The 25,066-nt window shown below is 73.0% G+C and carries 24 protein-coding genes; 17 read left to right on the top strand and 7 right to left on the bottom strand.

Translation table 11 applies throughout. The features are described from left to right. Nucleotides 1-6: 6 nt before the first annotated feature. The 12 genes from dacB to PV350_RS13370 all read left to right on the top strand — a co-directional run bounded on the left by dacB (nt 7) and on the right by PV350_RS13370 (nt 12,893). Nucleotides 7-1,413, top strand: coding sequence for a D-alanyl-D-alanine carboxypeptidase/D-alanyl-D-alanine endopeptidase (gene dacB, locus PV350_RS13425; RefSeq protein ID WP_500333893.1), 1,407 nt, complete (start codon nt 7-9; stop codon nt 1,411-1,413). A gap of 261 nt (nt 1,414-1,674) precedes the next feature. After that, nucleotides 1,675-2,853 carry a zinc-dependent metalloprotease gene (locus PV350_RS13420; RefSeq protein ID WP_499512523.1) on the top strand — a complete coding sequence of 393 codons (1,179 nt, stop codon included), beginning with the start codon at nt 1,675-1,677 and terminating at the stop codon, nt 2,851-2,853. A gap of 177 nt (nt 2,854-3,030) precedes the next feature. Next, the gene (tilS, locus tag PV350_RS13415; RefSeq protein WP_499512522.1) at nt 3,031-4,017 is read left to right on the top strand and encodes a tRNA lysidine(34) synthetase TilS; all 987 of its coding nucleotides are present in this window, start codon (nt 3,031-3,033) and stop codon (nt 4,015-4,017) included. A gap of 36 nt (nt 4,018-4,053) precedes the next feature. After that, on the top strand, nt 4,054-4,593 hold the full coding sequence (gene hpt / locus PV350_RS13410) for a phosphoribosyltransferase (RefSeq protein WP_499516875.1): 540 nt from the start codon (nt 4,054-4,056) through the stop codon (nt 4,591-4,593). A gap of 192 nt (nt 4,594-4,785) precedes the next feature. Continuing rightward, nucleotides 4,786-6,840 carry an ATP-dependent zinc metalloprotease FtsH gene (gene ftsH, locus PV350_RS13405; RefSeq protein ID WP_499512521.1) on the top strand — a complete coding sequence of 685 codons (2,055 nt, stop codon included), beginning with the start codon at nt 4,786-4,788 and terminating at the stop codon, nt 6,838-6,840. 132 nt (nt 6,841-6,972) lie between these two features. After that, a complete protein-coding gene (gene folE, locus PV350_RS13400) occupies nt 6,973-7,581 on the top strand; it encodes a GTP cyclohydrolase I FolE (RefSeq protein ID WP_499512520.1) in 609 nt (202 codons plus the stop codon). A 193-nt stretch (nt 7,582-7,774) separates the two neighbouring features. Then, entirely contained in the window at nt 7,775-9,532 is a 1,758-nt protein-coding gene (locus PV350_RS13395; protein ID WP_500333890.1) for a phosphatidylglycerol lysyltransferase domain-containing protein, read from the top strand. Nucleotides 9,533-9,555: 23 nt separating this feature from the next. Further along, nucleotides 9,556-10,410 carry a dihydropteroate synthase gene (folP, locus tag PV350_RS13390; protein ID WP_499512518.1) on the top strand — a complete coding sequence of 285 codons (855 nt, stop codon included), beginning with the start codon at nt 9,556-9,558 and terminating at the stop codon, nt 10,408-10,410. Between the two features lie 284 nt (nt 10,411-10,694). Beyond that, nucleotides 10,695-11,180, top strand: a complete 486-nt coding sequence (locus PV350_RS13385; RefSeq protein ID WP_499512517.1) for a nuclear transport factor 2 family protein — start codon at nt 10,695-10,697, stop codon at nt 11,178-11,180. Nucleotides 11,181-11,397: 217 nt separating this feature from the next. After that, complete coding sequence (gene folB, locus PV350_RS13380) at nt 11,398-11,757, top strand: dihydroneopterin aldolase (protein ID WP_499512516.1); 360 nt, start codon at nt 11,398-11,400, stop codon at nt 11,755-11,757. Continuing rightward, nucleotides 11,754-12,344: a 2-amino-4-hydroxy-6-hydroxymethyldihydropteridine diphosphokinase gene (gene folK / locus PV350_RS13375; protein WP_499512515.1), complete on the top strand. Its 591-nt coding sequence runs from the start codon at nt 11,754-11,756 to the stop codon at nt 12,342-12,344. Before folB ends, folK begins: the two co-directional genes overlap by 4 nt. A gap of 54 nt (nt 12,345-12,398) precedes the next feature. After that, nucleotides 12,399-12,893 (top strand): DUF3180 domain-containing protein, encoded by a 495-nt coding sequence (locus tag PV350_RS13370; RefSeq protein WP_499516874.1) that lies wholly within the window; start codon nt 12,399-12,401, stop codon nt 12,891-12,893. Between the two features lie 5 nt (nt 12,894-12,898). On the opposite strand, the gene PV350_RS13365 is transcribed toward PV350_RS13370, so the two are convergent. Both PV350_RS13365 and PV350_RS13360 read right to left on the bottom strand, forming a co-directional pair. After that, complete coding sequence (locus PV350_RS13365) at nt 12,899-13,513, bottom strand: GPP34 family phosphoprotein (RefSeq protein WP_499512514.1); 615 nt, start codon at nt 13,511-13,513, stop codon at nt 12,899-12,901. Between the two features lie 13 nt (nt 13,514-13,526). Next, entirely contained in the window at nt 13,527-14,735 is a 1,209-nt protein-coding gene (locus tag PV350_RS13360; protein WP_499516873.1) for an ABC transporter ATP-binding protein, read from the bottom strand. Between the two features lie 169 nt (nt 14,736-14,904). Between PV350_RS13360 and PV350_RS13355 the strand changes: the two genes are divergently transcribed. The 4 genes from PV350_RS13355 (at nt 14,905) to PV350_RS13340 (ending at nt 18,436) form a co-directional block, all read left to right on the top strand. Continuing rightward, the gene (locus PV350_RS13355; RefSeq protein ID WP_499512513.1) at nt 14,905-15,585 is read left to right on the top strand and encodes an ABC transporter permease; all 681 of its coding nucleotides are present in this window, start codon (nt 14,905-14,907) and stop codon (nt 15,583-15,585) included. Next, nucleotides 15,585-16,295 carry an ABC transporter permease gene (locus tag PV350_RS13350; RefSeq protein ID WP_499512512.1) on the top strand — a complete coding sequence of 237 codons (711 nt, stop codon included), beginning with the start codon at nt 15,585-15,587 and terminating at the stop codon, nt 16,293-16,295. Before PV350_RS13355 ends, PV350_RS13350 begins: the two co-directional genes overlap by 1 nt. Further along, entirely contained in the window at nt 16,292-17,257 is a 966-nt protein-coding gene (locus tag PV350_RS13345) for an ABC transporter substrate-binding protein (RefSeq protein ID WP_499512511.1), read from the top strand. The genes PV350_RS13350 and PV350_RS13345 overlap by 4 nt, the downstream gene beginning before the upstream one ends. Before the next feature lie 186 nt (nt 17,258-17,443). Then, nucleotides 17,444-18,436 (top strand): hypothetical protein, encoded by a 993-nt coding sequence (locus tag PV350_RS13340; protein WP_499512510.1) that lies wholly within the window; start codon nt 17,444-17,446, stop codon nt 18,434-18,436. Nucleotides 18,437-18,484: 48 nt separating this feature from the next. Here PV350_RS13340 and PV350_RS13335 read toward each other — a convergent pair whose 3' ends face one another. Beyond that, a complete protein-coding gene (locus PV350_RS13335; RefSeq protein ID WP_500333886.1) occupies nt 18,485-19,627 on the bottom strand; it encodes an NADH-quinone oxidoreductase subunit D in 1,143 nt (380 codons plus the stop codon). 20 nt (nt 19,628-19,647) lie between these two features. Continuing rightward, complete coding sequence (locus PV350_RS13330) at nt 19,648-20,661, bottom strand: SAM-dependent methyltransferase (RefSeq protein ID WP_500333885.1); 1,014 nt, start codon at nt 20,659-20,661, stop codon at nt 19,648-19,650. A gap of 217 nt (nt 20,662-20,878) precedes the next feature. Between PV350_RS13330 and PV350_RS13325 the strand changes: the two genes are divergently transcribed. Beyond that, a complete protein-coding gene (locus PV350_RS13325; RefSeq protein ID WP_499512507.1) occupies nt 20,879-21,856 on the top strand; it encodes a carbohydrate-binding protein in 978 nt (325 codons plus the stop codon). Here the strand turns inward: PV350_RS13325 and PV350_RS13320 are convergent. The 3 genes from PV350_RS13320 to PV350_RS13310 form a co-directional block, all read right to left on the bottom strand. After that, the gene (locus PV350_RS13320; RefSeq protein WP_500333883.1) at nt 21,853-22,794 is read right to left on the bottom strand and encodes a 1-phosphofructokinase family hexose kinase; all 942 of its coding nucleotides are present in this window, start codon (nt 22,792-22,794) and stop codon (nt 21,853-21,855) included. The genes PV350_RS13325 and PV350_RS13320 overlap by 4 nt on opposite strands. A gap of 89 nt (nt 22,795-22,883) precedes the next feature. Beyond that, a complete protein-coding gene (gene nagA, locus PV350_RS13315; RefSeq protein WP_500333881.1) occupies nt 22,884-24,077 on the bottom strand; it encodes an N-acetylglucosamine-6-phosphate deacetylase in 1,194 nt (397 codons plus the stop codon). Next, nucleotides 24,020-24,934: an ROK family protein gene (locus PV350_RS13310; RefSeq protein ID WP_500322740.1), complete on the bottom strand. Its 915-nt coding sequence runs from the start codon at nt 24,932-24,934 to the stop codon at nt 24,020-24,022. Before PV350_RS13310 ends, nagA begins: the two co-directional genes overlap by 58 nt. Between the last annotated feature and the right edge of the window lie 132 nt (nt 24,935-25,066).

Below are 25,066 nucleotides of genomic sequence, written 5' to 3'. Positions count from 1 at the left end.
CTTGCCGTGGCGCTGACGGCTGTGGCCGCAGCAGGACCGTGGGAGTCAGGCCAGCGTACGGCCGAACGGGCGATCGCCGCCTCCCGGGACGGTCAGGGGAAGCAGGCGCGTCCCCACAAGAAGGGCGGCGGGGGCGGCCACAAGGGGGCGGTCGCCCCGGTGCCGCCCGCCCCCGAGGTGCTCACCGCCGTGTCCGGGCCGCAGGGCGCGCCGCTGCCGACCAAGGCCGGACTGGCGGGCCGGCTCGGCCCGTTGCTGCACGACCCCGCGCTCGGCGCGCTGACGACGGGCGCCGTCGTCGACGCCGTGTCGGGCCGGACCGTGTGGGGGCAGGGCACCGCCACGGCCGCCGTCCCCGCCTCCACCACGAAGGTCGCCACGGCCGTCGCGGCCCTCTCGCTGCTCGGGGCCGACCACCGGCTCACCACCTCCGTGGTCGCCGCGGGCAAGGACCGCGTCGTCCTGGTCGGCGGCGGCGACCCCACCCTGACCGCCCGCACGAAGCCCGGCGGCGGATGGACGGCGGCCTCCCTGGGCACCCTCGCCTCCGACACCGCCCGCGCGCTGCGCGCCAAGGGCGTCCGCTCGGTGAAGCTCACGTACGACACCTCGCTCTTCACCGGCCCCGCCGTCCACCCCATCGGGCACAACGACAACATCGCGCCCGTCACCGCCCTGATGGCCGACGAGGGCCGCACCGACGGCAAGAGCTTCAAGGGCCCGGCCGCCCGCGGGTGGGACCCGGCGGCGGACGCGGCGGCGGCCTTCGCGGACCTGCTGCGCAAGCGCGGCATCGAGATCGACGGCGCGGTGAAGGCCGGCAAGGCGCCCACGCGCACGCACGCGGCCGACCGGCTGGCGGAGGCGCGGTCCGCGCCCCTGGCCGACCTGGTCGAGCGCATGCTCACCAACAGCGACAACGACATCGCCGAGGCCCTCGCCCGGCACACCGCCCTCGCCGCGGACCGCCCGGGGTCCTTCTCCGGCGGCGCCAAGGCCATCGGCTCCGCACTCCGCGAACTCGGACTCCCGCTGAAGGGGGCCCGCTTCGTGGACGGCAGCGGGCTCAACCGCGCCGGGCACCTCACAGCGGAGCAGCTGGCGCGGATGCTGGCGCTGGCGGCCGACTCCGACCACCCGGAACTCCGCCCCGTCCTCACCGGGCTGCCGGTGGCGGGCTTCACCGGGTCCCTGCGGGAACGCTTCACCTCCGCGGGCGGGGGCGCGGGGCTCGTCCGCGCGAAGACGGGCACGCTCACGGGGGTCAACGCGCTCGCCGGGACGGTGGTCGACGCGGACGGCCGCCTGCTCACGTTCGCCTTCCTGACCAACGGCACGACCGACCCCGTTGCCGCGCAGTCCGCCCTCGACCGCCTCGCCGCCGGCCTCGCCACGTGCGGCTGCCGCACGTAGCCGAACCTGGTTGCGGGTCGGCCGCTCGCCGGAGGCTGGGGGCACCCCCAGCGGTAGCTGGGGGAGGGCTGGCGCAACCCCACGACGGCGCCGCACCTGTGCGGCACCCCGGGTTGCGCCGGCGTCTGCACGCCGGTGGGTGGGGGTGTGCCAACCCGTTCCGCCTTGCGGAACGACTTCCCACAACCCCCACGAGGCACGGGGACGTGCCGCGGGCGAGGAACGCTCCCGGGGAGGGGGACAAGCACGTACCGTGAAGGGATGACGAGCATCGGTGGTGCGGAGATGGTCGACTGGAACCTCGCGGTCGCGACCGCGACCCGCTTCGTGCGGCCCGGACCGGACGTGAGCCGGGACGAGGCGCGCGCGGTCGTGGCGGAACTGCGGCGGCACGCAAAGGAGTCGGAGGCGCACGTCCGGGCCTTCACCAGGATGTTCGGCGATCAGGAGGACCCGGCCGACACCGGGACCCCGGTGCTGATCGTGGACCGCCCGGGGTGGATCAGGGCCAACGTCGCCGGCTTCCGCGAAGTGCTCAAGCCGCTGCTGGACAAGATGCAGGCCCGCAAGCCGGGAGGCCCCGGCGGCGCCGTGCTGGGCACCGTCGGCGGGAAGGTGACCGGCGTCGAGGTCGGGATGCTGCTGAGCTTCCTGGCCTCCCGCGTGCTGGGCCAGTACGAGACCTTCGCCCCCGCGACCCGCGACATGCCGGCCGGTCCCGCCGCGCCCGGTCCGGGCGAGCCGCGCACCGGGCGGCTCCTGCTGGTGGCCCCCAACATCGTCCACGTGGAGCGCGAACTCGACGTGGACCCGCACGACTTCCGGCTGTGGGTGTGCCTGCACGAGGAGACCCACCGCACCCAGTTCACGGCCGTGCCGTGGCTGCGGGACCACATCGAGCAGGAGATCCAGGCCTTCCTCGGCGAGACCGAGATCGACCCGTCGACGCTGATCGAGCGGCTGCGCGAGGCGTTCCAGGCCTTCTCCTCCGGCAACCGGCCCGACGCGGAGGAGGCGTCGGTCGACGCGGACGGCGACGAGGGCCGCAGCCTGATCGACCTGGTGCAGACCCCGAACCAGCGGGAGATCCTGGGGCGGCTGACCGCGGTCATGTCGCTGCTGGAGGGGCACGCCGACTACGTGATGGACGGGGTGGGCCCGGACGTCGTGCCGTCCGTGGCGGAGATCCGGGAGAAGTTCCAGCGCCGCAGGCAGAGCGGTGCCGGGCGGATGGACATGGCGCTGCGCAAGCTGCTGGGGCTGGACGCCAAGCTGCGCCAGTACCGTGACGGCGAGCGTTTCGTGCGGGCCGTGGTGGACGGGGCCGGGATGGACGGCTTCAACCGGATCTGGACCTCGCCCAACACCCTGCCCACCAAGCAGGAGATCGCCAAACCCGCGGACTGGGTGGCACGGGTGCACGGGCGGAGCGAAACCTGAGTCGACCCGGGGCACAACAGGCCCCGGGGCCTCCCGGTTCACCCTTCCGAGGGACCGTGGGCGCAGGGTAAGCGTGCGATGCTCGAGTATTGCCCGCTGTCTGTCACCATCTAGCTACCCTGCGTCATCTTCACCGTCCCGACGCCTCCCCCAGCCTCTCCAGGAGGGAAACCGGACATGGGTCCCCACCCCGCGGTCGCGGCGATACGCCTGGCGGTCCGCCGCGTACTCCAGGACGTCCTGACCGACCACCCCGGCGGCAGCCCACTCGTGCTGGCCGCCTGCAGCGGCGGAGCCGATTCGATGGCCCTCGCCACCGCCCTCGCCTTCGAAGCGCCCAAGCTCGGCATCCGGGCCGGCGGCGTCACCGTCGACCACGGCCTGCAGGACGGCTCGGCGGCCCGCGCCGTCGACGTGGCCGACCGGCTGCGCGGTCTCGGACTCGACCCGGTGGACGCCGTCGCGGTCACCGTGGGCCGCCAGGGCGGCCCGGAGGCCGCCGCCCGCGACGCCCGGTACGCGGCCCTCGACGCCGCCGCGGAACGCGCCGGCGCCGCCGCCGTGCTGCTCGGGCACACCAGGGACGACCAGGCCGAAACGGTGCTGCTGGGGCTGGCCCGCGGCTCCGGCATCCGGTCGCTGTCCGGCATGCCAGCCGTCAACGGCCGTTACCGCCGTCCCTTCCTGCTGCTGGACCGTGACACGGTCCGCAAGGCCTGCCTCGCACAGGGCATCGACGTGTGGGAGGACCCGCACAACCAGGACCCGGCCTACACCCGCTCCCGGGTCCGCCACGAGGCGCTGCCGGTGCTGGAGAAGTCCCTGGGCAAGGGCGTCGTGGAGGCGCTGGCCCGCACCGCCCAGCTCTCCCGGGACGACGCCGACGCCCTCGACCAGTGGGCGGCCCAGGCCGAGCGGACCGCCGTCGACGCCGACGGCGGGCTGGACGTCGCCCGGCTGCTGACCCTCCCCGCCGCCGTGCGCCGCCGGGTGCTGCGCCGTGCGGCCGTCGCGGCGGGCTCTCCCGCAGGTTCGCTCTTCGCCCGGCACGTCGAGGAGACCGACCGCCTGCTCACCGCGTGGCGCGGTCAGAAGCCGCTCAACCTCCCGGGCGGCGTCGTCGTCGGCCGGCGGAATGGCAGACTGTTCTTCCAGGCCCTGTAGACCGAGCCGGAAGTTGTGCGGGTGAACGAGAACGACATGGGCACCGACCTCGAGAAGGTGCTCATCTCCAAGCAAGAGATCGACGCCAAGCTGGCGGAGCTGGCTGCGCAGATCGACAAGGACTACGAGGGCAAGGACCTCCTGATCGTCGGCGTCCTCAAGGGCGCCGTCATGGTGATGGCGGACCTCGCGAGATCCCTGTCCTCCCAGGTCACCATGGACTGGATGGCGGTGTCCTCGTACGGCGCCGGGACCAAGTCCTCGGGTGTCGTGCGGATCCTCAAGGACCTGGACACCGACATCGCCGGCCGGGACGTCCTGATCGTCGAGGACATCATCGACTCCGGACTGACCCTGTCCTGGCTGATCAGCAACCTCGGCTCGCGCCGTCCGGCCTCGCTCGAGGTCTGCACGCTGCTGCGCAAGCCGGACGCCGCCAAGGTCGAGATCGATGTGAAGTACGTCGGCTTCGACATCCCCAACGAGTTCGTGGTCGGATACGGCCTGGACTTCGCGGAGAAGTACCGGAACCTGCCGTTCATCGGCACCCTTGCGCCGCACGTGTACGGCGGCTGAGGCTCCGGGAACCCCGACGCCCTCCTCCGCGTTGGAGGGTGGTAACGCTGTTTGTTTATGGTCTCCGGCGACTTCGGGTGACAATGCTGGGGTACCGTCCGAAGGTCGGTTCATACACCGGATGCACCGGCGGCCCCCAGGCCGCGGTGCCTCACTGTGGCAGGAGGGACGGGGCGATTTCGCCCCGCATGGATGGACGTGAAGCGCTATTTCCGTGGGCCAGTCATGTGGATCGTGCTGGCTGTCCTCGCCGTGGTCGTATTGATGCAGGTCGTCGGTTCTTCCGGTGGCTACAAGACGGTGGACACCGGCCAGGCCATTGAGGCGATCAACAGCAACCAGGCCAAGTCCGCCGAGCTGACCACCGGCGACGAGAACACGATCAAGGTCGAGCTCAAGGACGGCGCCAAGGTAGGCGACAAGGACCTGGGCTCCAAGATCAAGGCGAGCTACATCGGCGACCAGGGCGTCGACGTGGCGAAGATCCTGCAGGCGAAGGTCGACGACGGCGACAAGAGCACGCTGCCCGACGGCTACACCGTCGCGCCCTCGAAGCAGAACGCCTTCGTCGGCATCCTGCTCTCGCTGCTGCCCTTCGTCCTCATCGTCGTGGTCTTCCTGTTCCTGATGAACCAGATGCAGGGCGGCGGCTCCCGGGTGATGAACTTCGGGAAGTCCAAGGCCAAGCTGATCACCAAGGACACCCCGAAGACCACCTTCGCCGACGTGGCGGGCTCGGACGAGGCCGTCGAGGAACTCCAGGAGATCAAGGAGTTCCTGCAGGAGCCGGCGAAGTTCCAGGCCGTGGGCGCCAAGATCCCCAAGGGTGTGCTGCTCTACGGCCCGCCCGGAACCGGCAAGACCCTGCTCGCGCGCGCCGTCGCCGGCGAGGCGGGGGTCCCGTTCTACTCGATCTCCGGCTCCGACTTCGTCGAGATGTTCGTGGGTGTCGGCGCCTCGCGTGTCCGCGACCTGTTCGAGCAGGCCAAGGCGAACGCCCCGGCCATCGTCTTCGTCGACGAGATCGATGCCGTCGGCCGGCACCGCGGTGCGGGCCTCGGCGGCGGCCACGACGAGCGCGAGCAGACGCTGAACCAGCTGCTGGTCGAGATGGACGGCTTCGACGTCAAGGGCGGCGTCATCCTGATCGCCGCCACCAACCGCCCGGACATCCTGGACCCGGCGCTGCTGCGCCCGGGCCGGTTCGACCGGCAGATCGCCGTCGACCGCCCCGACCTGCAGGGCCGCCTGGAGATCCTCCGGGTCCACCAGAAGGGCAAGCCGGTCGCCCCGGACGTCGACCTCAAGGCCGTCGCCCGCCGGACCCCCGGCTTCACCGGCGCGGACCTCGCGAACGTGCTCAACGAGGCGGCGCTGCTCACCGCGCGCAGCGACAAGAAGCTGGTCGACAACGCGATGCTGGACGAGGCCATCGACCGTGTCGTGGCCGGCCCGCAGAAGCGCACCCGGATCATGTCCGAGAAGGAGAAGAAGATCACCGCGTACCACGAGGGCGGTCACGCCCTGGTCGCGGCGGCTTCTCCGAACAGCGACCCGGTCCACAAGATCACGATCTTGTCCCGCGGCCGTGCCCTCGGCTACACGATGGTCCTGCCCGACGAGGACAAGTACTCCACCACCCGCAACGAGATGCTCGACCGGCTCGCCATGACCATGGGCGGCCGCGCGGCGGAGGAGCTCGTCTTCCACGACCCCACCACGGGTGCCGCGGACGACATCGAGAAGGCCACCACCACGGCCCGCGCGATGGTCACCCAGTACGGCATGACCGAGCGGCTGGGCGCGATCAAGTTCGGGTCGAGCGACGGGGAGCCCTTCCTCGGCCGTGAGATGTCCCACCAGCGCGACTACTCGGAAGAGGTCGCCGGGCTGGTCGACGAAGAGGTCAAGAAGCTCATCGAGACCGCGCACAACGAGGCGTGGGAGATCCTGGTCGAGAACCGCGACGTCCTCGACAACCTCGTTCTGGCCCTCCTGGAGAAGGAGACGCTGAACAAGGAGGAGATCGCCGAGATCTTCAAGTCGATCGTCAAGCGTCCGGCGCGTCCGGCCTGGACGGGTTCCTCGCGGCGCACGCCGTCGACCCGCCCGCCGGTGCTCTCGCCCAAGGAGCTCGCCCTGACCAACGGCACCCAGCCGACGGCCAACGGCAGCACCACGGCGTCCTCCCTGAGCAAGTCCGCCGAGACGGTGGAGCTTCCGGAGGAGCCCAGCGCGGAGTCCTGACGCGCGACGTGGCCTTGGTCACGGACATCGGAATGCGTGCCGCGCCCCCCAGGTTTCCTATCCTGGGGGGCGCGGCGTTTCCGCGGTTCCCGCGGTCCGCGCATTTCGGCACGTCTGAGGAACGAGGCACACATGACCGACCCGGTGACCCTGGAGGGCGATCTGCGCCCCATCGGCGAGTTCGACGAGAAGCGTGCCGAGAACGCCATCCGTGAGCTGCTGATCGCCGTCGGGGAGGACCCCGACCGCGAGGGACTGCGGGAGACCCCCGGCCGGGTCGCGCGGGCGTACCGGGAGATCTTCGCCGGGCTCTACCAGGAGCCGGAGGACGTCCTGACGACCACCTTCGACCTCGGGCACGACGAGATGGTCCTGGTGAAGGACATCGAGGTGCTGTCGAGCTGCGAGCACCACCTGGTGCCGTTCGTGGGCGTCGCCCACGTCGGCTACATCCCCTCCGTGGACGGCAAGATCACCGGTCTGTCGAAGCTGGCCCGCCTGGTCGACGTCTTCGCCCGCCGCCCGCAGGTGCAGGAGCGGCTGACCACGCAGATCGCGGACTCGCTCATGCGGATACTCGAACCGCGCGGTGTGATCGTGGTCATCGAGTGCGAGCACATGTGCATGACGATGCGCGGGGTTCGCAAGCCCGGCGCGAAGACCATCACCTCGGCGGTGCGGGGCCAGTTGCGCGACCCCGCGACCCGCGCGGAGGCGATGAGCCTGATCATGGCCCAGTGACCTGAGGGGCCGCGGGCCCCGGCCCCCGGCCCGGTCGGCGTTCCCGTTTCCCGTTCCCCGGTCCCCGTTACCGTTCCGGGCTTCCCGCCCGGGGACGGAACCCGCCCGCCGGAGTTCACGTCCTACAGGGCGCAAATCTCCGACGAGAGCGGGGCGTGCGGTGGTGAACCGCACTGCCGGGGCGTGGTGGCTGATGTCTGTCGTGGCAGAGGAAGATCCCGCTGTCCGGGTTCCCCGGGACAGGGTGCGACGGCTCCCACGGCTGATGCCGGGGTCGGCGGCGCCCCGCGCGGTGGGGAGGGCGTGCGCGCTGGTGGGGCTGCTGGACCTCGCGGCGGCGGTGTTCCCCGGGTTCCGGCACAGCCGGATGCACGTGCTCGCCGGGGTCTTCCCGGGCACGGTCACCTCGGTGGCCGCGGCGGCGGGGGTGGTCACCGGCATCCTGATGCTGATGCTGGCGCACGCCCTCAAGCGGGGGAAGAAGCGCGCCTGGCGGGCGGCCGTGCTGCTGCTGCCGGCGGGCGCGGTGGCGCAGGTGCTGCACCGGCACTCGCTGGGCGGTGCCGTGCTGTCGGCGGTGCTGCTGGCCCTGCTGATCGGGTACCGGGCGGAGTTCTCGGCGCTCGGCGACCCCCGTACCCGGCTGAAGTCGGTCGCGGCCTTCGCGGGGCTGAGCGCGCTCAGCCTGGTGGTGGGACTGGTCATCGTCAGCGCCCACCCGGCGGCGGAGATGGGCGACCCGTCCTGGACGGACCGGCTGGCCGAGGTGGTCTGCGGGCTCTTCGGCTTCGACGGGCCGGTCTCCTACGCCACCGGCCAGGCCTCCGACGTCGTCGCGTACTCGCTGGGCGGGCTGGGGTTCCTGATCGCCGCCACCACCGCGTACCTGGCGCTGCGCCCGGCCCATCCGGTCGCCGAGCTGACGACCGGGGACGAGGAGCGGCTGCGGGCGCTGCTGCGCCGGCACGGGGCCCGCGACTCCCTGGGGCACTTCGCGCTGCGCAGGGACAAGAGCGTGGTCTTCTCGCCGAGCGGCAAGGCCGCGGTCTGCTACCGCGTGGTGTCGGGGGTGATGCTCGCCAGCGGCGACCCGATCGGCGACGTGGAGGCCTGGCCGGGGGCGATACAGCGGTTCATGGCCGAGGCCCGGGCGCACGCCTGGATCCCCGCGGTCATGGGCTGCAGCGAGACCGGCGGGGAGGTGTGGACCCGGGAGACCGGTCTGGACGCCCTGGAGCTGGGCGACGAGGCGGTGGTGGAGACCTCCTGCTTCTCCCTGTCGGGGCGGGCGATGCGCAACGTGCGGCAGATGGTCAAGCGCACCGAGCGCGCGGGGTACGTGTGCCGGGTCCGGCGCGTGGCGGAACTGGGCGAGGAGGAACGCGACGCGGTCCGCCGCGCCGCGGACGCCTGGCGCGGCACGGACACCGAGCGGGGCTTCTCCATGGCGCTGGGCCGCTTCGGCGACCCGGCGGACGAGGAGTGCGTGGTGGTGACGGCGCACGACGCGCAGGACGTGCTGAGGGCGGTGCTGCACTTCGTTCCCTGGGGCGAGGACGGCATGTCGCTGGACCTGATGCGGCGCGACCGGTCCGCCGACCCGGGGCTGAACGAACTGCTGATCGTGGCCGCGCTGGGCGAGGCTCCGCGGCTGGGCGTGCGGCGGGTCTCGCTGAACTTCGCGATGTTCCGGTCGGCGCTGGCCCGCGGGGAGCGGCTCGGCGCGGGGCCGGTGCTGCGGACCTGGCGTGGCCTGCTGGTCTTCCTGTCCCGGTGGTTCCAGATCGAGTCGCTGTACCGGTTCAACGCCAAGTTCCAGCCGGAGTGGCTGCCGCGCTTCCTGGTCTTCCGGGCCACCGGGGACCTGCCCCGGATCGGCCTGGCCGCCATGCGCGCCGAGGGATTCGTCACCCTGGCGCTCCCCGCGTGGGCCTCCCGGCGCCTGCGGTGAGCCGCCCGCTCTAGGCTGGCCCCATGGGTACGATGCGCGGCCACGTGGCCGGATTGCCGTCCTGGGACCGGTGCGCGGTCATGGGCGTGGTCAACGTCACGCCGGACTCGTTCTCCGACGGCGGCGACTGGTTCGACACGGACCTGGCGGTGAAGCACGGTCTGGACCTCGTCGCGGCCGGTGCCGACCTGGTGGACGTCGGCGGTGAGTCGACCCGTCCGGGCGCGGCGCGGGTGGACGAGGCGGAGGAACTGCGCCGGGTGGTCCCGGTCGTCCGCGAGCTGGCCAGAGCCGGGGTCGTGGTGAGCGTCGACACGATGCGGGCCACGGTCGCGGAGAAGGCGGTCGAGGCGGGCGCGGCGCTGGTCAACGACGTCAGCGGTGGACTGGCGGACCCGGCGATGATCCCGGTCGTCGCGGCGACGGGCAGCCCGTTCATCGTGATGCACTGGCGCGGCCAGAGCATCGACATGAACAACCGGGCGGTCTACCGGGACGTCGTCGGCGAGGTCACCACCGAGCTGCGGCGCAGCTTCGAGCACGCGGTGGCGGGCGGCATCGACCCGGAGCGGATCGTCCTCGACCCGGGCCTGGGCTTCGCGAAGAACGCTGAACACGACCTGACCCTGATCGCCCACGTCGAGGACCTGCTGGCCCTCGGCCGCCCCCTGCTGATCGCGGCCTCCCGCAAGCGGTTCCTCGGCCGTGTGCTGGCCGGCGAGGGCGGCGATCCGCCCCCGGCCAGGGAACGCGACGCCGCCACGGCCGCCGTCACCGCCATCGTGGCGGGCCGCGGCGCCTGGGCGGTCCGGGTGCACGAGGTGCACGACAGCGCCGACGCCGTACGGGTCGCGCGGGCGCTGGAAGGGGCTCGGTGAGCTAGGTGTCCGACCGGGTGCCGAGGGGTGCCGGGAGAAGCGAACGAGGGAGCTTGGTGAGCGACGCACGCGAGGCCGCCGGGCGGCAGGCGGCGACGATGCCCGCGGCGGGATGCCGAGCGGGCGGAGAAGCGAACGAGGGAGCTTGGTGAGCGACGCACGCGAGGCCGCCGGGCGGCAGGCGGCGACGATGCCCGCGGCGGGATGCCGAGCGGGCGGAGAAGCGAACGAGGGAGCTTGGTGAGCGACGCACGCGAGCAGACGACGAGGGACGGGGGGACAGGATGACGCCGCGTACCGCCGAGGCCGCACGGGTCGAGGAGGCCAACCAGGCGTTCTACGACGCCGTGGAGCGGTCCGACCTGGACGCGCTGGAGGAGCTGGTGCTGACCGGCCCGCTGGCGGAGACGGTGTCCGTGGTGCACCCGGGCTGGCCGGTGCTGCGCGGGCGACGCGAGGTGATGCGCTCGTACGCCCTGATCATGGCGAACACCGAGTACATCCAGTTCTTCCTGACCGACGTGGAGGTGGCGGTCGACGGCGACACGGCCCTCGTCACGTGCACCGAGAACATCCTCACCGGCGGCCCCGCCGAGGAGGAGGGCGAGATGGGCTCCCTCGTGGGCGGCCTGGTGGTCGCCACGAATGTGTTTCGGCGCACACCGGAGGGCTGGCGGCTGTGGGTGCACCACGGTTCCCCGGTGATGGCGGACGGGGCCGACGAGGACGCCGCGGAGGACGCCGACAACGGCGGCGAGGGGTCAGCCTGAGGCCTTCTGACCACTCGTTCGAGCCAAGAAGTGGTGAAGGCCGGAGTAGGCCGCTGCGTCCCGGGGTAAGCGCGGGGCGGTCGGCCGCCTCGGTGCCCGGTACTGGGGACTGTCGGTGGTCGAAGGTACATTCGAGTAAGGGCGGAGCGGCCCTCCCCTCCCGCTGGGCGGGCGGACCGCGCCCGCCCGTCCGTCCGACGACCAGCGGGAGTGAATCGTGGATCGTGTCGCGCTGCGCGGCCTGAAGGCCCGCGGGCACCACGGCGTGTTCGAACACGAGCGCCGCGAGGGCCAGGACTTCTTCGTGGACCTCGTCCTCGGCCTGGACACCGCCCCCGCCGCCGCCACGGACGACCTGACCAGGACCGTGCACTACGGCATCGTGGCCGAGGAGGTCACCGCCGTCGTCGAGGGCGAGCCCGTGGACCTGATCGAGACCTTGGCCCAGCGGATCGCCGACCAGGTCCTCAAGCACGACCTGGTCCAGGAGGTGGAGGTCACCGTGCACAAGCCACATGCCCCGATCACCGTCCCGTTCGCCGATGTGTCCGTCACCATCACCCGGAGGCGCCCGTGAGCTACGACCCCACCGTGCAGCCGGTCCCGGCCTCCGTCGTCGCGCAGGTCGACGCCGCGGACTCGACGCTGCAGAATCCGAAGTTCGCCGTCATCTCGCTGGGCAGCAACCTCGGCAACCGCCTGGAGACGCTGCAGGGCGCCGTGGACGCCTTGGAGGACACCCCGGGCGTCCGGGTCAAGAAGGTCTCGCCGGTGTACGAGACGGAGCCCTGGGGCGTCGAGCCGGGCTCGCAGCCGAACTACTTCAACGCCGTCGTCCTGGTCAGGACGACGCTGCCGCCGTCCTCGCTGCTGGAGCGCGGCCGGGCGATCGAGGACGCCTTCGCCCGGACCCGCACCGAGCGCTGGGGCGCGCGCACCATCGACGTCGACATCGTGGCCTACCAGGGCGTCGTCTCCGACGACCCGGAGCTGACGCTGCCGCATCCGCGGGCGCACCAGCGGGCCTTCGTGCTGGCGCCGTGGCTGGACATCGACCCCGCGGCGGAGCTGCCCGGACAGGGGCCGGTGGCCGGTCTGCTGGCGGGCGTGGGCCGGGAGAGCGTGTGGGCCCGGGGCGACGTGGAACTCAGGCTGCCGGAGTAATCGTTACGATCCCGTCGGTACGTTCGTCGATGTGATGTGGGGAGCGAGCACTCGGTGAAGGCGCTGCGCATCAGGACCCTGGTCGGACTGTTCGTGGTGGCCGGAGTGCTCTCCTGGGCCGGCGCGAAGCTCTGGGACTCGCTCGGCACCCTGCCGGGCGTGCCCGTGGCCGCGCCGATCGTGCTGGCGCTGATCGCCGCCGTGCTGGCGGCGACGGCGCTGTCGTTGCGCTCCAGGCTGCGCGCGCAGCGCGAGCGGCGTCCGGGAGCCAAGGGCGTGGACCCGCTGCTGGCCGCCCGGGCGGTGGTCTTCGGCCAGGCCAGCGCGCTGGTCGCCGCCCTGGTCGCGGGCATGTACGGCGGCGCGTGCGTCTTCCTCGTCATGTACCAGCTGGACAACGACCCCCGCCGTGACCAGGCGATCTACGCGGGCACCGCGGTGATCGCCGGCATCGCGGTCTGCGCCGCCGCGATCTTCCTGGAGCGGGTCTGCCGCCTCCCCGAGGACGAGGACGACAACCGCACCGGCGCGGTGGGCGGCCGGGCCTAGCTCTGTCAGTAGCCGCGCCGGACGTTCTCGGCGGCGGCGTCGGCCTGTCGCCGGGAGCGCCGTCGGCGTTCGGCCGTCAGCTCGGCCAGCGCGCCGTCGAGGGCGGCCAGGACGCGGGCCTTCGCGGGGTCGGTCACCCCGGGGGGCGGGTCGGTGGCCGGGCCGCCGCGCAGGCCGAGCGCCCCGGTGAGGGCGGTCAGGACGGGCTCGTCCGCCGCCAGGCGGTCCGCCGCGCGGCGCCGGGCGGGGGAGTCGCCCAGCACGGTCCGGGTGTCGCGGACCAGCCACCTCCGGTGCCGTTCCCGTACGACCTCGCCCCCGGCTTCCAGGGCGGCCAGGTAGACGCCGGCCAGGCCGCGGCCCCTGCGCCACAGCCAGTCGCCGGGGGTCTCGTACGGCGCCTGGCGCACCAGCGCGGCCGCGGCCTCCTCCAGCAGCGGGTCGGCGAGCTCCGGGTGCCCGCCCGGCACCAGGCGGTCGCCCTCCAGGGCCACCGCCCCCGCGGCCAGGAGGTCGACGGCCTCGGCCGCGGCGAGGGCGAGGGAGAGGTCGCCGGGCTCCACGGCGCGTTCGGCGGCCCGTTCCAGGGCGGTGATGATCAGGTCCCGCGGGGTGGTCATGGAACGCTCCGCATCAGGAGGCTTCGGCGTCCGGTTCGGCCCGGCGATTGTCGCCCGGCCCGGTCCCGGCCGCCACCGACCGCCCCGCGTCATCGTTCTCGTCCTCGACATCGCCGTCGTCGCCGTCCTCGTTGACCGAACGGCGCAGCGCGGTGTGGAGCGTCGCCGGGGTCAGCACCCCGGCGAAGCGGTCGCCGTCGACGACGGCTATCCAGCCCGCGTCGTGCTGGAGCATCGCGCTGAAGGCCCGCTTGAGGGGGGCGCCGACCGGGACCCAGGCCTCCAGGCGGCGGGTGTGGTCGGCCACGGTGCCCGAGGTGAGGGTGCCCGCGGCGACGTAGCCGCGCAGCCCGCCGTCGTCGTCGAGGACGACGGCGTAGGGGTCGCCCTGCTCCGCCAGGACGGCGGCGGCCTCCGCGGCGGGGGAGCCGGCGCGCACGACGGGCGGGTGCTCCAGGTCGGCGGTCTCGACCGGCGTGACGGACAGCCGCTTCAGACCGCGGTCGGAGCCGACGAAGTCGGCCACGTACGGGGTGGCGGGGGAACCGAGCACGGTCGCGGGGGTGTCGTACTGCTCGATCCGGCCGGGGCCGAAGACCGCCATGCGGTCGCCGAGCCGGACCGCCTCCTCGATGTCGTGGGTGACGAACAGCACGGTCTTGCGCACCTGTTCCTGCAGCCGCAGGAACTCCGACTGCAGCCGCTCGCGCACCACCGGGTCGACGGCGCCGAAGGGCTCGTCCATCAGCAGCAGCGGCGGGTCGGCCGCCAGTGCCCGCGCCACACCGACCCGTTGCCGCTGCCCGCCGGAGAGCTGCTCGGGGTAGCGGGAGCCGTGCACGGACGGGTCCAGGCCGACCAGTTCCAGCAGCTCGGCGGCGCGCGCCCGGCGCTTGGCGCGGGTCCAGCCGAGCAGGTGCGGCACGGTCTCGGTGTTCTCCAGCACGGTCTTGTGGGGGAACAGCCCGACGTTCTGGATGACGTAGCCGATGCGGCGGCGCAGCCGTACCGGGTCGGTGCGGGCGATGTCCTCGCCGTCCAGCAGGATCCGGCCGGCGGTGGGCTCGATGAGCCGGTTGACCATCTTCATCGTGGTGGTCTTGCCGCAGCCGGACGGCCCGACGAGGGTCACGAGTTCGCCCTCGCGCACGTCGAAGGACAGGTCGTCGACGGCGGTGGTGCCGTCGGGGTAGCGCTTGGTGACGTTCTCGAAGCGGATCATCGGGACCTCTCGTCGGCGCTGGGTGGTGCGGCTCACCCCCCAGCTTGGTACACGCTCGGCGATGGTTGTGAAGGGGGTGTTGCGAGGATGTGGCGGGACGCCGGGAATGTCGGTGGCCGGGTTTACGCTCACCTGCATGATCTGAAGCGGGCGGGGGAGGTGGCATCGCATGGCCGGACAGGACTGCCTGGCGGCGAACGACTGGATCTGCGGTGAGTACGTGCGCACGCGCAGCCAGGAGTTGCTGGACGCGGGTGTGCAACATCTGTGGATCACCGTGGCGTCGGTGGCGGCGGGCGTGCTGCTCGCGTTGCCGCTGGCCCTGCTCGCCCGGCGCTGGCGGGCGGCCGAGGGGCCGGTGCTGGGCGTGACGACCGTGCTCTACACGGTCCCGTCGCTCGCGCTCTTCTCCTTGCTCGTGCCCGTGTTCGGCATCTCCGCGGCCGTGGTCGTCACCGGGCTGACGCTCTACTCGCTGACCATCCTCGTCAGGAACTTCCTCGCCGGCCTGGACTCCGTGCCCGAGGACGCGCGGGAGGCCGCCCGCGGCATGGGGTACGGCCCGGTACGCCTGCTGCTGGAGGTGGAGCTGCCGCTGGCGCTGCCGGCGGTGATGGCGGGCGTGCGGATCGCCACGGTCGCCACGGTCTCCCTCACGACGGTCGGCGCGATCCTCGGCTACGGGGGCCTGGGCAACCTGATCTACGCGGGGATGCACAGCTTCTTCAAGGCCGAGGTGTTCACCGCCTCGGCGATCTGCGTGGTGCTGGCGATCCTCGCGGACGTGCTCCTGCTCGGTCTCCAGCGGCTGCTCTCGCCCTGGAGCCGTGCCCGGAAGGCGGTGGCGTGATGGCGGTGATCCCCGGCGCGTGGGAGTGGCTGACCACCGGCGCCAACTGGACCGGCACCGACGGGGTGCTGCAGCGGCTCGGCGAGCACCTCTCCCTGACCTTCGTCTCCCTGGGCATCGCCTGCGCCGTGGCGCTGCCCGTCGCGATCCTCCTCGGCCACCTCGGCAAGGGCGGGGCGCTGGCCGTCAACCTGTCCAACGTCGGTCGCGCGGTGCCCACGTTCGCCGTGCTCGTGCTCCTGATCATCGCCCTGGGGTCGGCGAGCCACTGGCCGACGATCCTCGCGCTGGTCCTCTTCGCCGTCCCGCCGCTGCTCACCAACACCTACGTCGGCATGCGCCAGGTCGACCGCGACGCGGTGGAGGCCGCCCGCGGCATGGGGATGACCGGTGGGCAGCTGCTCGGCCGGATCGAGCTGCCGCTCGCCGCGCCCTTCGTCCTGAGCGGGGTGCGCTCGGCCGCCGTCCAGGTCGTCGCCACCGCCACGCTCGCGGCACTGCCCGGGGAGGGCGGCCTCGGCCGCATCATCACCGCGGGCTTCGCCCAGTACGACACCCCGAAGGTGGTCGCGGGCGCGGTGCTCGTGGCCGCGCTCGCCCTGCTGGTGGAGGGAGTCTTCCTGTTGCTGCAGCGCCTGGTGTCCCCCACGCGGAAGTCCCGACCCGCCCGAAGACCTGCCCGTCCCACACATCAGATGGAGTTCTCATGAGCAAGGCCCTGCGCACCGCCACCGCCGTGGCCGCCGTGGCGGTCCTCTCCGCCGGCCTGGCGGCCTGCGGCGGCGACAGCCTGGAGAAGAGCGGGGGAGGGGGCAGTTCGTCGGCAGGCGGCGGCAAGGGTTCCCTGACCGTCGGCTCGGCCGGGTTCACCGAGAGCACGGTCCTCGCGCAGCTGTACGCGCAGTTGCTGACCGACGCCGGCTACAAGACCACGATCAAGACGGTCGACAACCGCGAGCTGTACGAACCCGCCCTGGAGAAGGGCCAGATAGACGTCGTCCCCGAGTACGCGGCCACGCTCGCGGAATTCCTCAACGCGAAGGCGAACGGCAAGGACGCCGCGCCCGTGGCCTCCTCCGACGTCGACGCCACCGTCACGGCGCTCACCGAACTCGCCGACCCGCGCGGGCTGAAGGTGCTGCCGGCCGGTGAGGCGGTCGACCAGAACGCGTTCGCGGTCACCAAGGACTTCGCGGAGAAGAACAACCTCAAGACCCTGTCCGACCTCGGGAAGTCGAAGATCAAGGTCAAGCTCGCCGCGGGCGAGGAGTGCTCCATCCGCCCCTTCTGCTCGCCCGGCCTGAAGAAGACCTACGGCATAGACGTCACGTCGGTCGACACCAAGGGCGTCGGCACCGTCCAGGCCAAGCAGGCCGTCAAGGACGGCACCGACCAGCTGGTGCTCACCACGACCACGGACGCCACCCTCGACCAGTTCGGCCTGGTGCTCCTGGAGGACGACAGGGGCCTGCAGAACGCCGACAACGTGCTGCCCGTCGTCAACGCGAAGGAGGCCGGCGGGGCGGACGTCGCCGCGGCCCTGGACAAGCTCACCCAGGTGCTGACCACGGCCGACCTCACCGAGCTGAACAAGCAGGTGGACGCGGAGCGCAAGAAGCCCGAGGACGTGGCCGCCGACTACCTGAAGTCGAAGGGCCTGCTGAAGGGCTGAGGCCCCGGGGCCGACGGACGGTCCCGGACGGTTCCGGACGGACAAGATCGACTAAATGGTGGCGGGAGGGCGTTCGCGTGACGTTTGGTGCACGCGCGAGCGCCCTCCGTATTTGTCGTTGTGTGTTCGGTGAGAAATCGGATGCCGCGGCCCCACACGACGCACGGGCACGCTAAGTTCCCTTCCATGCCCCGTGGACGACACCGCCATTCCCAGCCGCTGCACCGGCTGCTCCCGCCCGTGACGGTCGCCGGCTCCGCCGCGGCCCTCGCCGTCGGCGCGCTGGTGATCGGTGATCCGGTGCTGCTCCGTGTGTTCGTCGTCGCGGCGGCCGGTGTCGCCGGTGGCGGCGCCTTCCTGCTGCGCAGCTGGGACCGCGCCGCCGGCAAGCAGGTTGCCGACCTGAAGACCGCGCGTGTGCGCGACGAGTGGCGTGCCGACGAGCGGATCGCGGAGCTCGAGGTGGACCTCGAGGACTCCCGCGAGCTGCGCGGCAAGCTGGAGAACAAGCTGCGCGGCAAGCGCGCCGAACTGGCCCGGCTCCGCACGGAGCACGCGGACCTGCTGCGTCGCTACGCCACCGCCGAGTCCGAGCGGGCCCGCGCCCTGGAGGACGGCCGCGTCGCCAAGAAGGCGGTCGGCTCCGCGCTGCCCGTGCCCTACACCTCGCCGGTCAGCCCGGCCGCGTACCTGCGGGCCGCCTCCGCGCTGCGGGACCTGTCGCGCAACGGCGCCCGCCAGCAGGCCGCGCTCACCGTCGAGGAGGCGCGCCGCCGCGACCTCACCGACACCGACGAGCCGCAGGGCAGGCACGCGCTGGACCCGGCCGTCCGTGAGCGTCCCGCCGACGCCACCACCAGTGGCAGCGGGAACACCCCGGCGCTGCCGGTGCGCCAGCCCAAGCTCGTCCCGGCGGTCGCCGCGGCCGTGCTGCCGTACGCCAAGCCCAACCGGCAGGCCAGCCGTGCCCAGGGCGGCTTCGACTTCTTCGGCACGAAGAACGAGAAGGCCCGCCCCCAGGAACTGGAACCGGCCGGCGAGGCGGCGCCCGCGGGGGCGGACCTCGCCGACGTCGTCGGGGACGAGGCCGTGGCCGAGCAGGCCGAGGTCATCGACCTGACCGTGCACGACGAGACCGAGCAGCTGGACCTCAGCGAGCTGCGCGCCCAGTCCTCCTGACGTCCGGCCTTCCGACGTCCGGCGGGCCGCCCGCAGGCGCCCCGCCGGTCACTTGTCGATGTCGCCGACGACGAAGAACATCGAGCCCAGGATCGCCACCATGTCGGCGATCAGCGTGCCCGGCAGCAGTACGGCGAGCGCCTGGATGTTGTTGTAGGACGCCGAGCGCAGCTTCAGCCGGTACGGCGTCTTCTCGCCCTTGGACACCAGGTAGTAGCCGTTGAGCCCGAGCGGGTTCTCGGTCCAGGCGTACGTGTGGCCCTCGGGGGCCTTGAGCACCTTCGGCAGCCGCTGGTTGACGGGTCCCGGGGGCAGCTCGGCCAGCCGGTCGAGGCACGCGTCGGCGAGGTCCAAGGCGACGTGGGTCTGCTCCAGCAGCACCTCGAAGCGGGCCAGGCAGTCGCCCTCGGTGCGGGTGGGGACCTTCAGGGTGTCCGCCAACTCCCCGTAGGCCAGGTACGGCTCGTCCCGGCGCAGGTCGAAGTCGACGCCCGAGGCGCGGGCGATCGGGCCGCTCACCCCGTACGCGTGCACGTCCCGCGCGGCGAGGACGCCGACGCCGCGGGTGCGGCCGCGGAAGATCTCGTTGCCGAGGACCAGGTCGTCGAAGGTCCCCATGCGCGAGCGCACGGCGGCGACGGCGGCCCGGACCCGGCCGTGCCAGCCATTGGGGAGGTCCTCCTTGAGGCCGCCGACGCGGTTGAACATGTAGTGCATGCGGCCGCCGGAAACCTCCTCCATGACCGCCTGCAGGTCCTCGCGCTCGCGGAACGCGTGGAAAATCGGGGTGATCCCGCCCAGTTCGAGGGGGTAGGAGCCGAGGAACATCAGGTGGTTGAGCACCCGGTTCAGCTCGGCGAGCAGCGTGCGGGTCCACACCGCGCGCTCGGGCACCTCCATGCCGAGCATGCGCTCCACGGCGAGCACGACACCGAGTTCGTTGGAGAAGGCGGAGAGCCAGTCGTGCCGGTTGGCCAGCATGATGATCTGGCGGTAGTCCCGGGCCTCGAAGAGCTTCTCGGCGCCCCGGTGCATGTACCCGATGACCGGCTCGGCCGAGCCGATCCGCTCGCCGTCCAGGCTCAGGCGCAGGCGCAGCACCCCGTGCGTCGAGGGGTGCTGCGGGCCGATGTTCAGCACCATGTCGGTGCCCTCGGCCGCGCCGCCGATGCCGATCGTGGTCTCCGTCATGGGCCCAGTTTCCCATCCCTTTACGTGTCCCGGGGCGTGCCCCCCGGAGCTTCCCCGGCGGCCGGCACGGGCTGCTCCAGCCAGAGGAAGCCGCCGAGACCGGACGGCTCGGTGAGCTCGGCCGCCTGACCCGCGCGGGCCAGGGCGCGCACGTAGCCGGCGGGGTCGGAGGAGGCCAGGGAGAGCGGCGGACGGGCCCCGGTGACCCCCAGGGCGCCCAGGGCCTCGCGCTGGGTGCGCAGGACCGCCCCGGGGCCCGCGCAGGCGTCCATCGCCACGTGTGCCGTGATGTCGCAGGAGCCGTCGGGCACGGGCGGTGAGACCTCGCGGCCCGCCCGGAACGCGGTGAGCGTCCCGTACGGCGGGCGGGCCCCGGCCACGTGGCCGTAGTCGACCGCGACGGCGAGCCCGGCCTCCAGGCAGGCCACCGCGGCCGCCCAGGCGGAATCCCGCCAGCGGCCGATCTCCGCCCGGGTCCCGGCCTCCGCGCCCTCGACCGGCCACCAGCGGCGCAGCCAGGCGGCGTCCTCCCCGGCCACCGCGTCGCCCAGGCGCTCGGCGCCGTCCGAGGCGCGGACGAGGACGTGGCGGGGCACACCGTGCGCGTCGGTCTCCGCCACCGCGACCGGCACGTTGTCCAGCCATTCGTTGGCGAAGAGCAGGCCCCGCAGGCCCCGCGGGAGCTCGTCGGACCAGGTCACCCGGGCGTCCAGGCCGTCCGGTCGCGGGGCCTTCTCCACCGCGTGGGGCCGCAGGCGGGCGCGCAACGTGGCGGGAACCACATCGAGCACCTCCGTGAGCAGTTCCCCGGCGCCCGCGCCGACGTCCACCAGGGCCAGCTCGCCGGGGTGCCCGAGGTCCGCGTCGACGCGCTCCAGGAGCCGGGCGACGGCCCCCGCGAACAGCGGCGAGGCATGCACCGAAGTGCGGAAATGGGCGGCCGGGCGCTCCCGGCGGAAGAAGCCTCCCGGGCCGTACAGGGCCCGCTCCGTGGCCTCCCGCCACCCCGTCCACGCGGCTGTGCTGTCGATCACGTCTCCACCGTATGTGCACAACCCGGGGCTTCGGACGGTTGAGCGGTCCATCACCGGTTCCAGGTAGGGTGCCGTGGTCAGAGGTGTGTCCGCCCGTGACGGCCGCGGATGAATCGATCATGAACATTTGGCCATCGCGTGAGCGTACGCCTATTGCCGGATGGCCCGGTACTGATAGGTGCTGTGCAAGTGACAGGCAGTGGAAGGTGAAGAGCGGATGACGGCCGGCAACAACGGTGCCCCCGAGCCCGGGAGTGACGACCCCTTCGCGTACCTGTACCGCCAGGACGGCGAGGAGCCGGGTCAGGCGGCTGCTGCCCAGCCCGGTGTGCCCCGCACCTCGTACAACCAGGTGCAGCGGGTCGGTGAGCGGCGCCAGCAGCAGCCGCAGCAGTCCCAGCAGGGCGGCTACGGCTACCCGCAGCAGCAGCCCGCGTACGGTCAGCAGGCGCCCTCCTACGGTCAGCCGCAGCCCCAGCAGGCACAGGCGACCCAGCAGTTCCCCCAGGGCCCGGCAGGCCCGTCGGGACCGGCCGGCGGCGGCAGCCGGCGCGCCGCGTCCCCGCGCCCCGGCGGCCCCAACAGCAAGGGCCTGCTGATCGGTGCCGTCGCCGTCGTCGCCGCCGTCGCGATCGGCATCGGCGTCGCCATGGCGGGCGGTGACGACAAGACCCCGCAGGCGGGCGGCGGCTCCACGCCGACCGCGAACAGCGACGGCGGCAAGAGCGACAGTTCCGGCGAGCCCTCGGCCTCGGCGAGCGCGACCGTTCCGGGAGTCGTGGACGCGGCCACCCTGAAGCTGGCCGGCGGTGCCACGATCGCCACCGGCGTCTCCGGAGGCAAGGGTGCCGGCGGCAAGTACGTCGCCGGGATGGAGTCCGTGGGTGCCTCGGCCACGTGGGACTTCTCCGTCCCCGAGGACGGCGCGTACACGCTGTTCGTGGAATACACCGTGCCGGGCGCCGACGGGAACGCCACGATCACCGTCAACGGCGAGAAGCAGCAGCGGCCCATGAGCCTGCGGAACTTCGCGCACGCCAAGCCTGGTGACTACGAGGGCGGCTGGACCAAGTCCTACAGCTACATCCGGCTGAAGCAGGGCGAGAACACGGTGGCCCTGTCCTGCGAGGCAGGCAACCAGTGCAACTACTACCTCGACCAGGTCTCGGTCGAGCAGGGCGAGCACAAGGGCTAACGCCCCGTCTCCTCCGAGCACAGCACCTCGACCCGCCCCAGCAGGTCCTCGTACACCCCGCGGTCGAACTCGCCCGCGACCGGTGCCGCCACGGTGGCCGCCGAGAGGGCGACGGCGCGGGCCAGGCGGCGCGGCCAGTCGAGGCCCTCGACGAGCCCGGAGAGCAGGGCGGCGACGGCGGAGTCGCCGGCGCCGGCGGGATTGCCGGGGACGGGCGCCGGGGGCCGGGCGGTCCACACGGTGCCGTCCTCGGCGAGGGCGAGCATCCCGTCGGGGCCGAGCGAGGCGGCGACGGCGCGGGCGCCGCGGCGGCGGGCGTCGCGGGCGGCGCGCATGGGCTCTGTCGCGCCGGTGAGCCCGGTCAGCTCGGCGGCGTTGGGCTTGACCAGATCCGGCCGGGCGGCCAGGCCGCGCCGCAGCGGCTCACCGCTGGTGTCCAGCAGGACCGGGACGCCCGCGGCGCGCGCGTCCCGCACGAGTTCGGCGTAGCAGCCGACCGGCAGTCCCGGCGGGAGGCTGCCGCACAGCGCCACGGCGCGCGCCGCGCCGCCGTCCAGGAACTTGCGGTACGTACCGAGGAAGGCCGCCCACTCCTGCGAAGTGATCGTCGGGCCGGGCTCGTTGAACATCGTGGTGTCGCCGCCCGACTCGTCCACGACGCCCACCGTCCGCCGGGTGCTGCCGGAGGTGGGCACGAGGGCGTCCGTGACGCCGTCGATCCCCGTCAGGCAGGCCCGCAGCCGGTCACCGGACGCGCCGCCCGCGAAGCCGGTCGCGACGGCCTCGTGGCCGAGCGCGGCGAGGACGCGGGCGACGTTCAGCCCTTTGCCGCCGGGACGTTCCGCGGCCTCCGACACCCGGTGGGTGGTGTGCGGCCGCAGCCGGGGGACGCGGTAGGTCACGTCGATGGCGGCGTTCAGCGTGACGGTGACGATCACCGCATGATCCCTTCGAACAGCGTGTGCGATGGGAAGGGATCATGCCAAAGGAACGCCCGGAGGCACAGACCCCGCCGCCCGGGGGTCCGTCAGGGCTCGACGACCCAGCTGCCCTTCCGCATCACGCCCACGAGGTCGAACGACGCGTTCAGGACCACCAGGTCGGCGTCCTTGCCCGGCTCCAGGGAGCCGATCCGGTCGTACGCGCCCAGCAGCCGCGCCGGGTTGGCGCTCAGCGCGCGCACGGCGTCGGCGACGGGCAGCCCGTCCACGGTCACCGCCCGCTTGAACGCGGTGTCCAGGGTCAGCGTGGAGCCCGCGATGGAGCCGCCCTCGACGAGCCGGGCGACGCCGTCGACGACGTCGACCTCCATCGGGCCCAGCAGGTAGCGGCCGTCGCCGAAGCCGGCCGCGTCCATGGCGTCGGTGATGAAGGCGACCCGGTCGGCCCCGGCGCTGCGGAACGCCATCTCCAGGACGGCCGGGTGCAGGTGGACGCCGTCGTTGATGAGTTCGACGGTGACCCGCTCGTCCTCCAGCAGGGCGGCGATCGGGCCGGGTGCGCGGTGCAGCAGCGCGGGCATGGCGTTGAACAGGTGCGTCGCCACGGTCGCGCCCGCCTCGACGGCCTGCAGGGTGGCCTCGTACGCGGCGTCGGTGTGGCCGACGGCGGCGATGACGCCGTGCTCGGCCAGCATCCGCACCGAGTCGAGCCCGCCGGGCAGTTCGGGGGCGAGGGTCACCATGCGCGCGGTGCCGCGGGCGGCGTCGAGCAGCTTGCGGACGTCCGAGGGGTGCGGGTCGCGCAGCAGCGAGGGCTTGTGCGCACCGCGCCGGTGCGGGGAGATGAACGGCCCCTCGAAGTGGATGCCGGCCAGGTCGCCCTGCTCGACCAGTTCGGACAGCAGCGCGGCCTGCCGGGACAGGTCGTCCAGGTCCCCGGTGACCGTCGAGGCGAGCAGGGTGGTGGTGCCGTGCCGCCGGTGGGTCGCGATGCCGGTGAGGACGGCCTCGGCGTCACCGGAGGAGAAGGACGCGCCGCCGCCGCCGTGCACGTGGATGTCGACGAAGCCGGGGACGATCCAGTGCCCCGTCAGATCGCGGGTGGACGCCTGGAGCGGGTCGTTCGCGACGATCGAGCGGCCCTCGACGGTCAGCCGGCCGTCCTCGACCACGCCGTCCGGCAGCACCACACGGGCACCGGTCAGCACGCTAGTTGCCGCAGTCAAGCGGTCACCTCCACGGAGAGAAGATCCCAGGCGAGCAGCCCTGCGCCCAGGCATCCGGCGGTGTCCCCGAGGGCCGCCGGCACGATGAGGGGGAGTTGCTGGAAGGTCAGCCGCCGCTCGACGGCGGCCCGCAGCGGTGCGAAGAGGGTGTCGCCGGCCTCGGCGAGCCCGCCGCCGACGATCAGCGTGCCCGGGGTCATCAGGGTGATCCCGGTGACCAGGCCGTCGGCGAGGGCGGCGACGACCTCGTCCCACACGGCCGCCGCGCGGGGGTCGCCCGCCTCGACGGCGGCGGCGCAGCCGGCGGCCCCGGCGTCCGGGCTCCCGCCCGCGGCCTCCCAGGCGCGGGCCACGGCGGCGGCGGAGGCCGCCGTCTCCAGGCAGCCCCGCTGGCCGCAGCCGCAGACCGGGCCGCCGGGGCGGACGACGACGTGCCCGAGCTCGGTGGCCTCGACACGGCCCTCGATGCCGATCGCCCCGGCGATGCCGGTGCCCAGCGCCACGAACAGGAAGCGCTCGGCGCCCCGCCCCGCGCCCAGCCGGCCCTCGGCGAGGCCGCCGGCGCGCACGTCGTGGCCGAGGGCGACGGGGGTGCCGTCGAGGCGGCGGGTGAGCAGGTCGCGCAGGGGCGCGTCGCGCCAGCCGAGGTTCGCGGAGTAGACCGCGATGCCGGCCCGCTCGTCGACCAGCCCGGGCACGGCGACCCCGGCCGCGGCGGCGGGCTCGCCGTAAGCGCTTTCGCCGTAGGTACGAAGGTCCGCGGCGAAGTCGAGCACGGAGTCGACCACGGCACCCGGGCCGCGCTCCCGGCCGGTCGGGCGGCGTGCCTCGTGCAGCAGCGTGCCGTCCGCCGCGACCAGGGCGGCCTTCATGCCGGTGCCGCCCACATCGAGGGCGATGACGTGTCTCACGGGGGACAGTGTCGCGCGGGACCCCGCAAAAGGTCTAGTCCACTCGTCGAAAGAGATCGCGTGCCGCGTGCGAAAGGGGGCCAGGCGGGGTTGCGGGCGCGAACCCCGAGTGGTGTAGACCTCATGAGGGGG

This window comes from Streptomyces sp. PA03-6a, from assembly GCF_033792765.1.
GTDB lineage: Bacteria > Actinomycetota > Actinomycetes > Streptomycetales > Streptomycetaceae > Actinacidiphila.
This window is presented reverse-complemented; position numbering and strand designations above follow the sequence as displayed.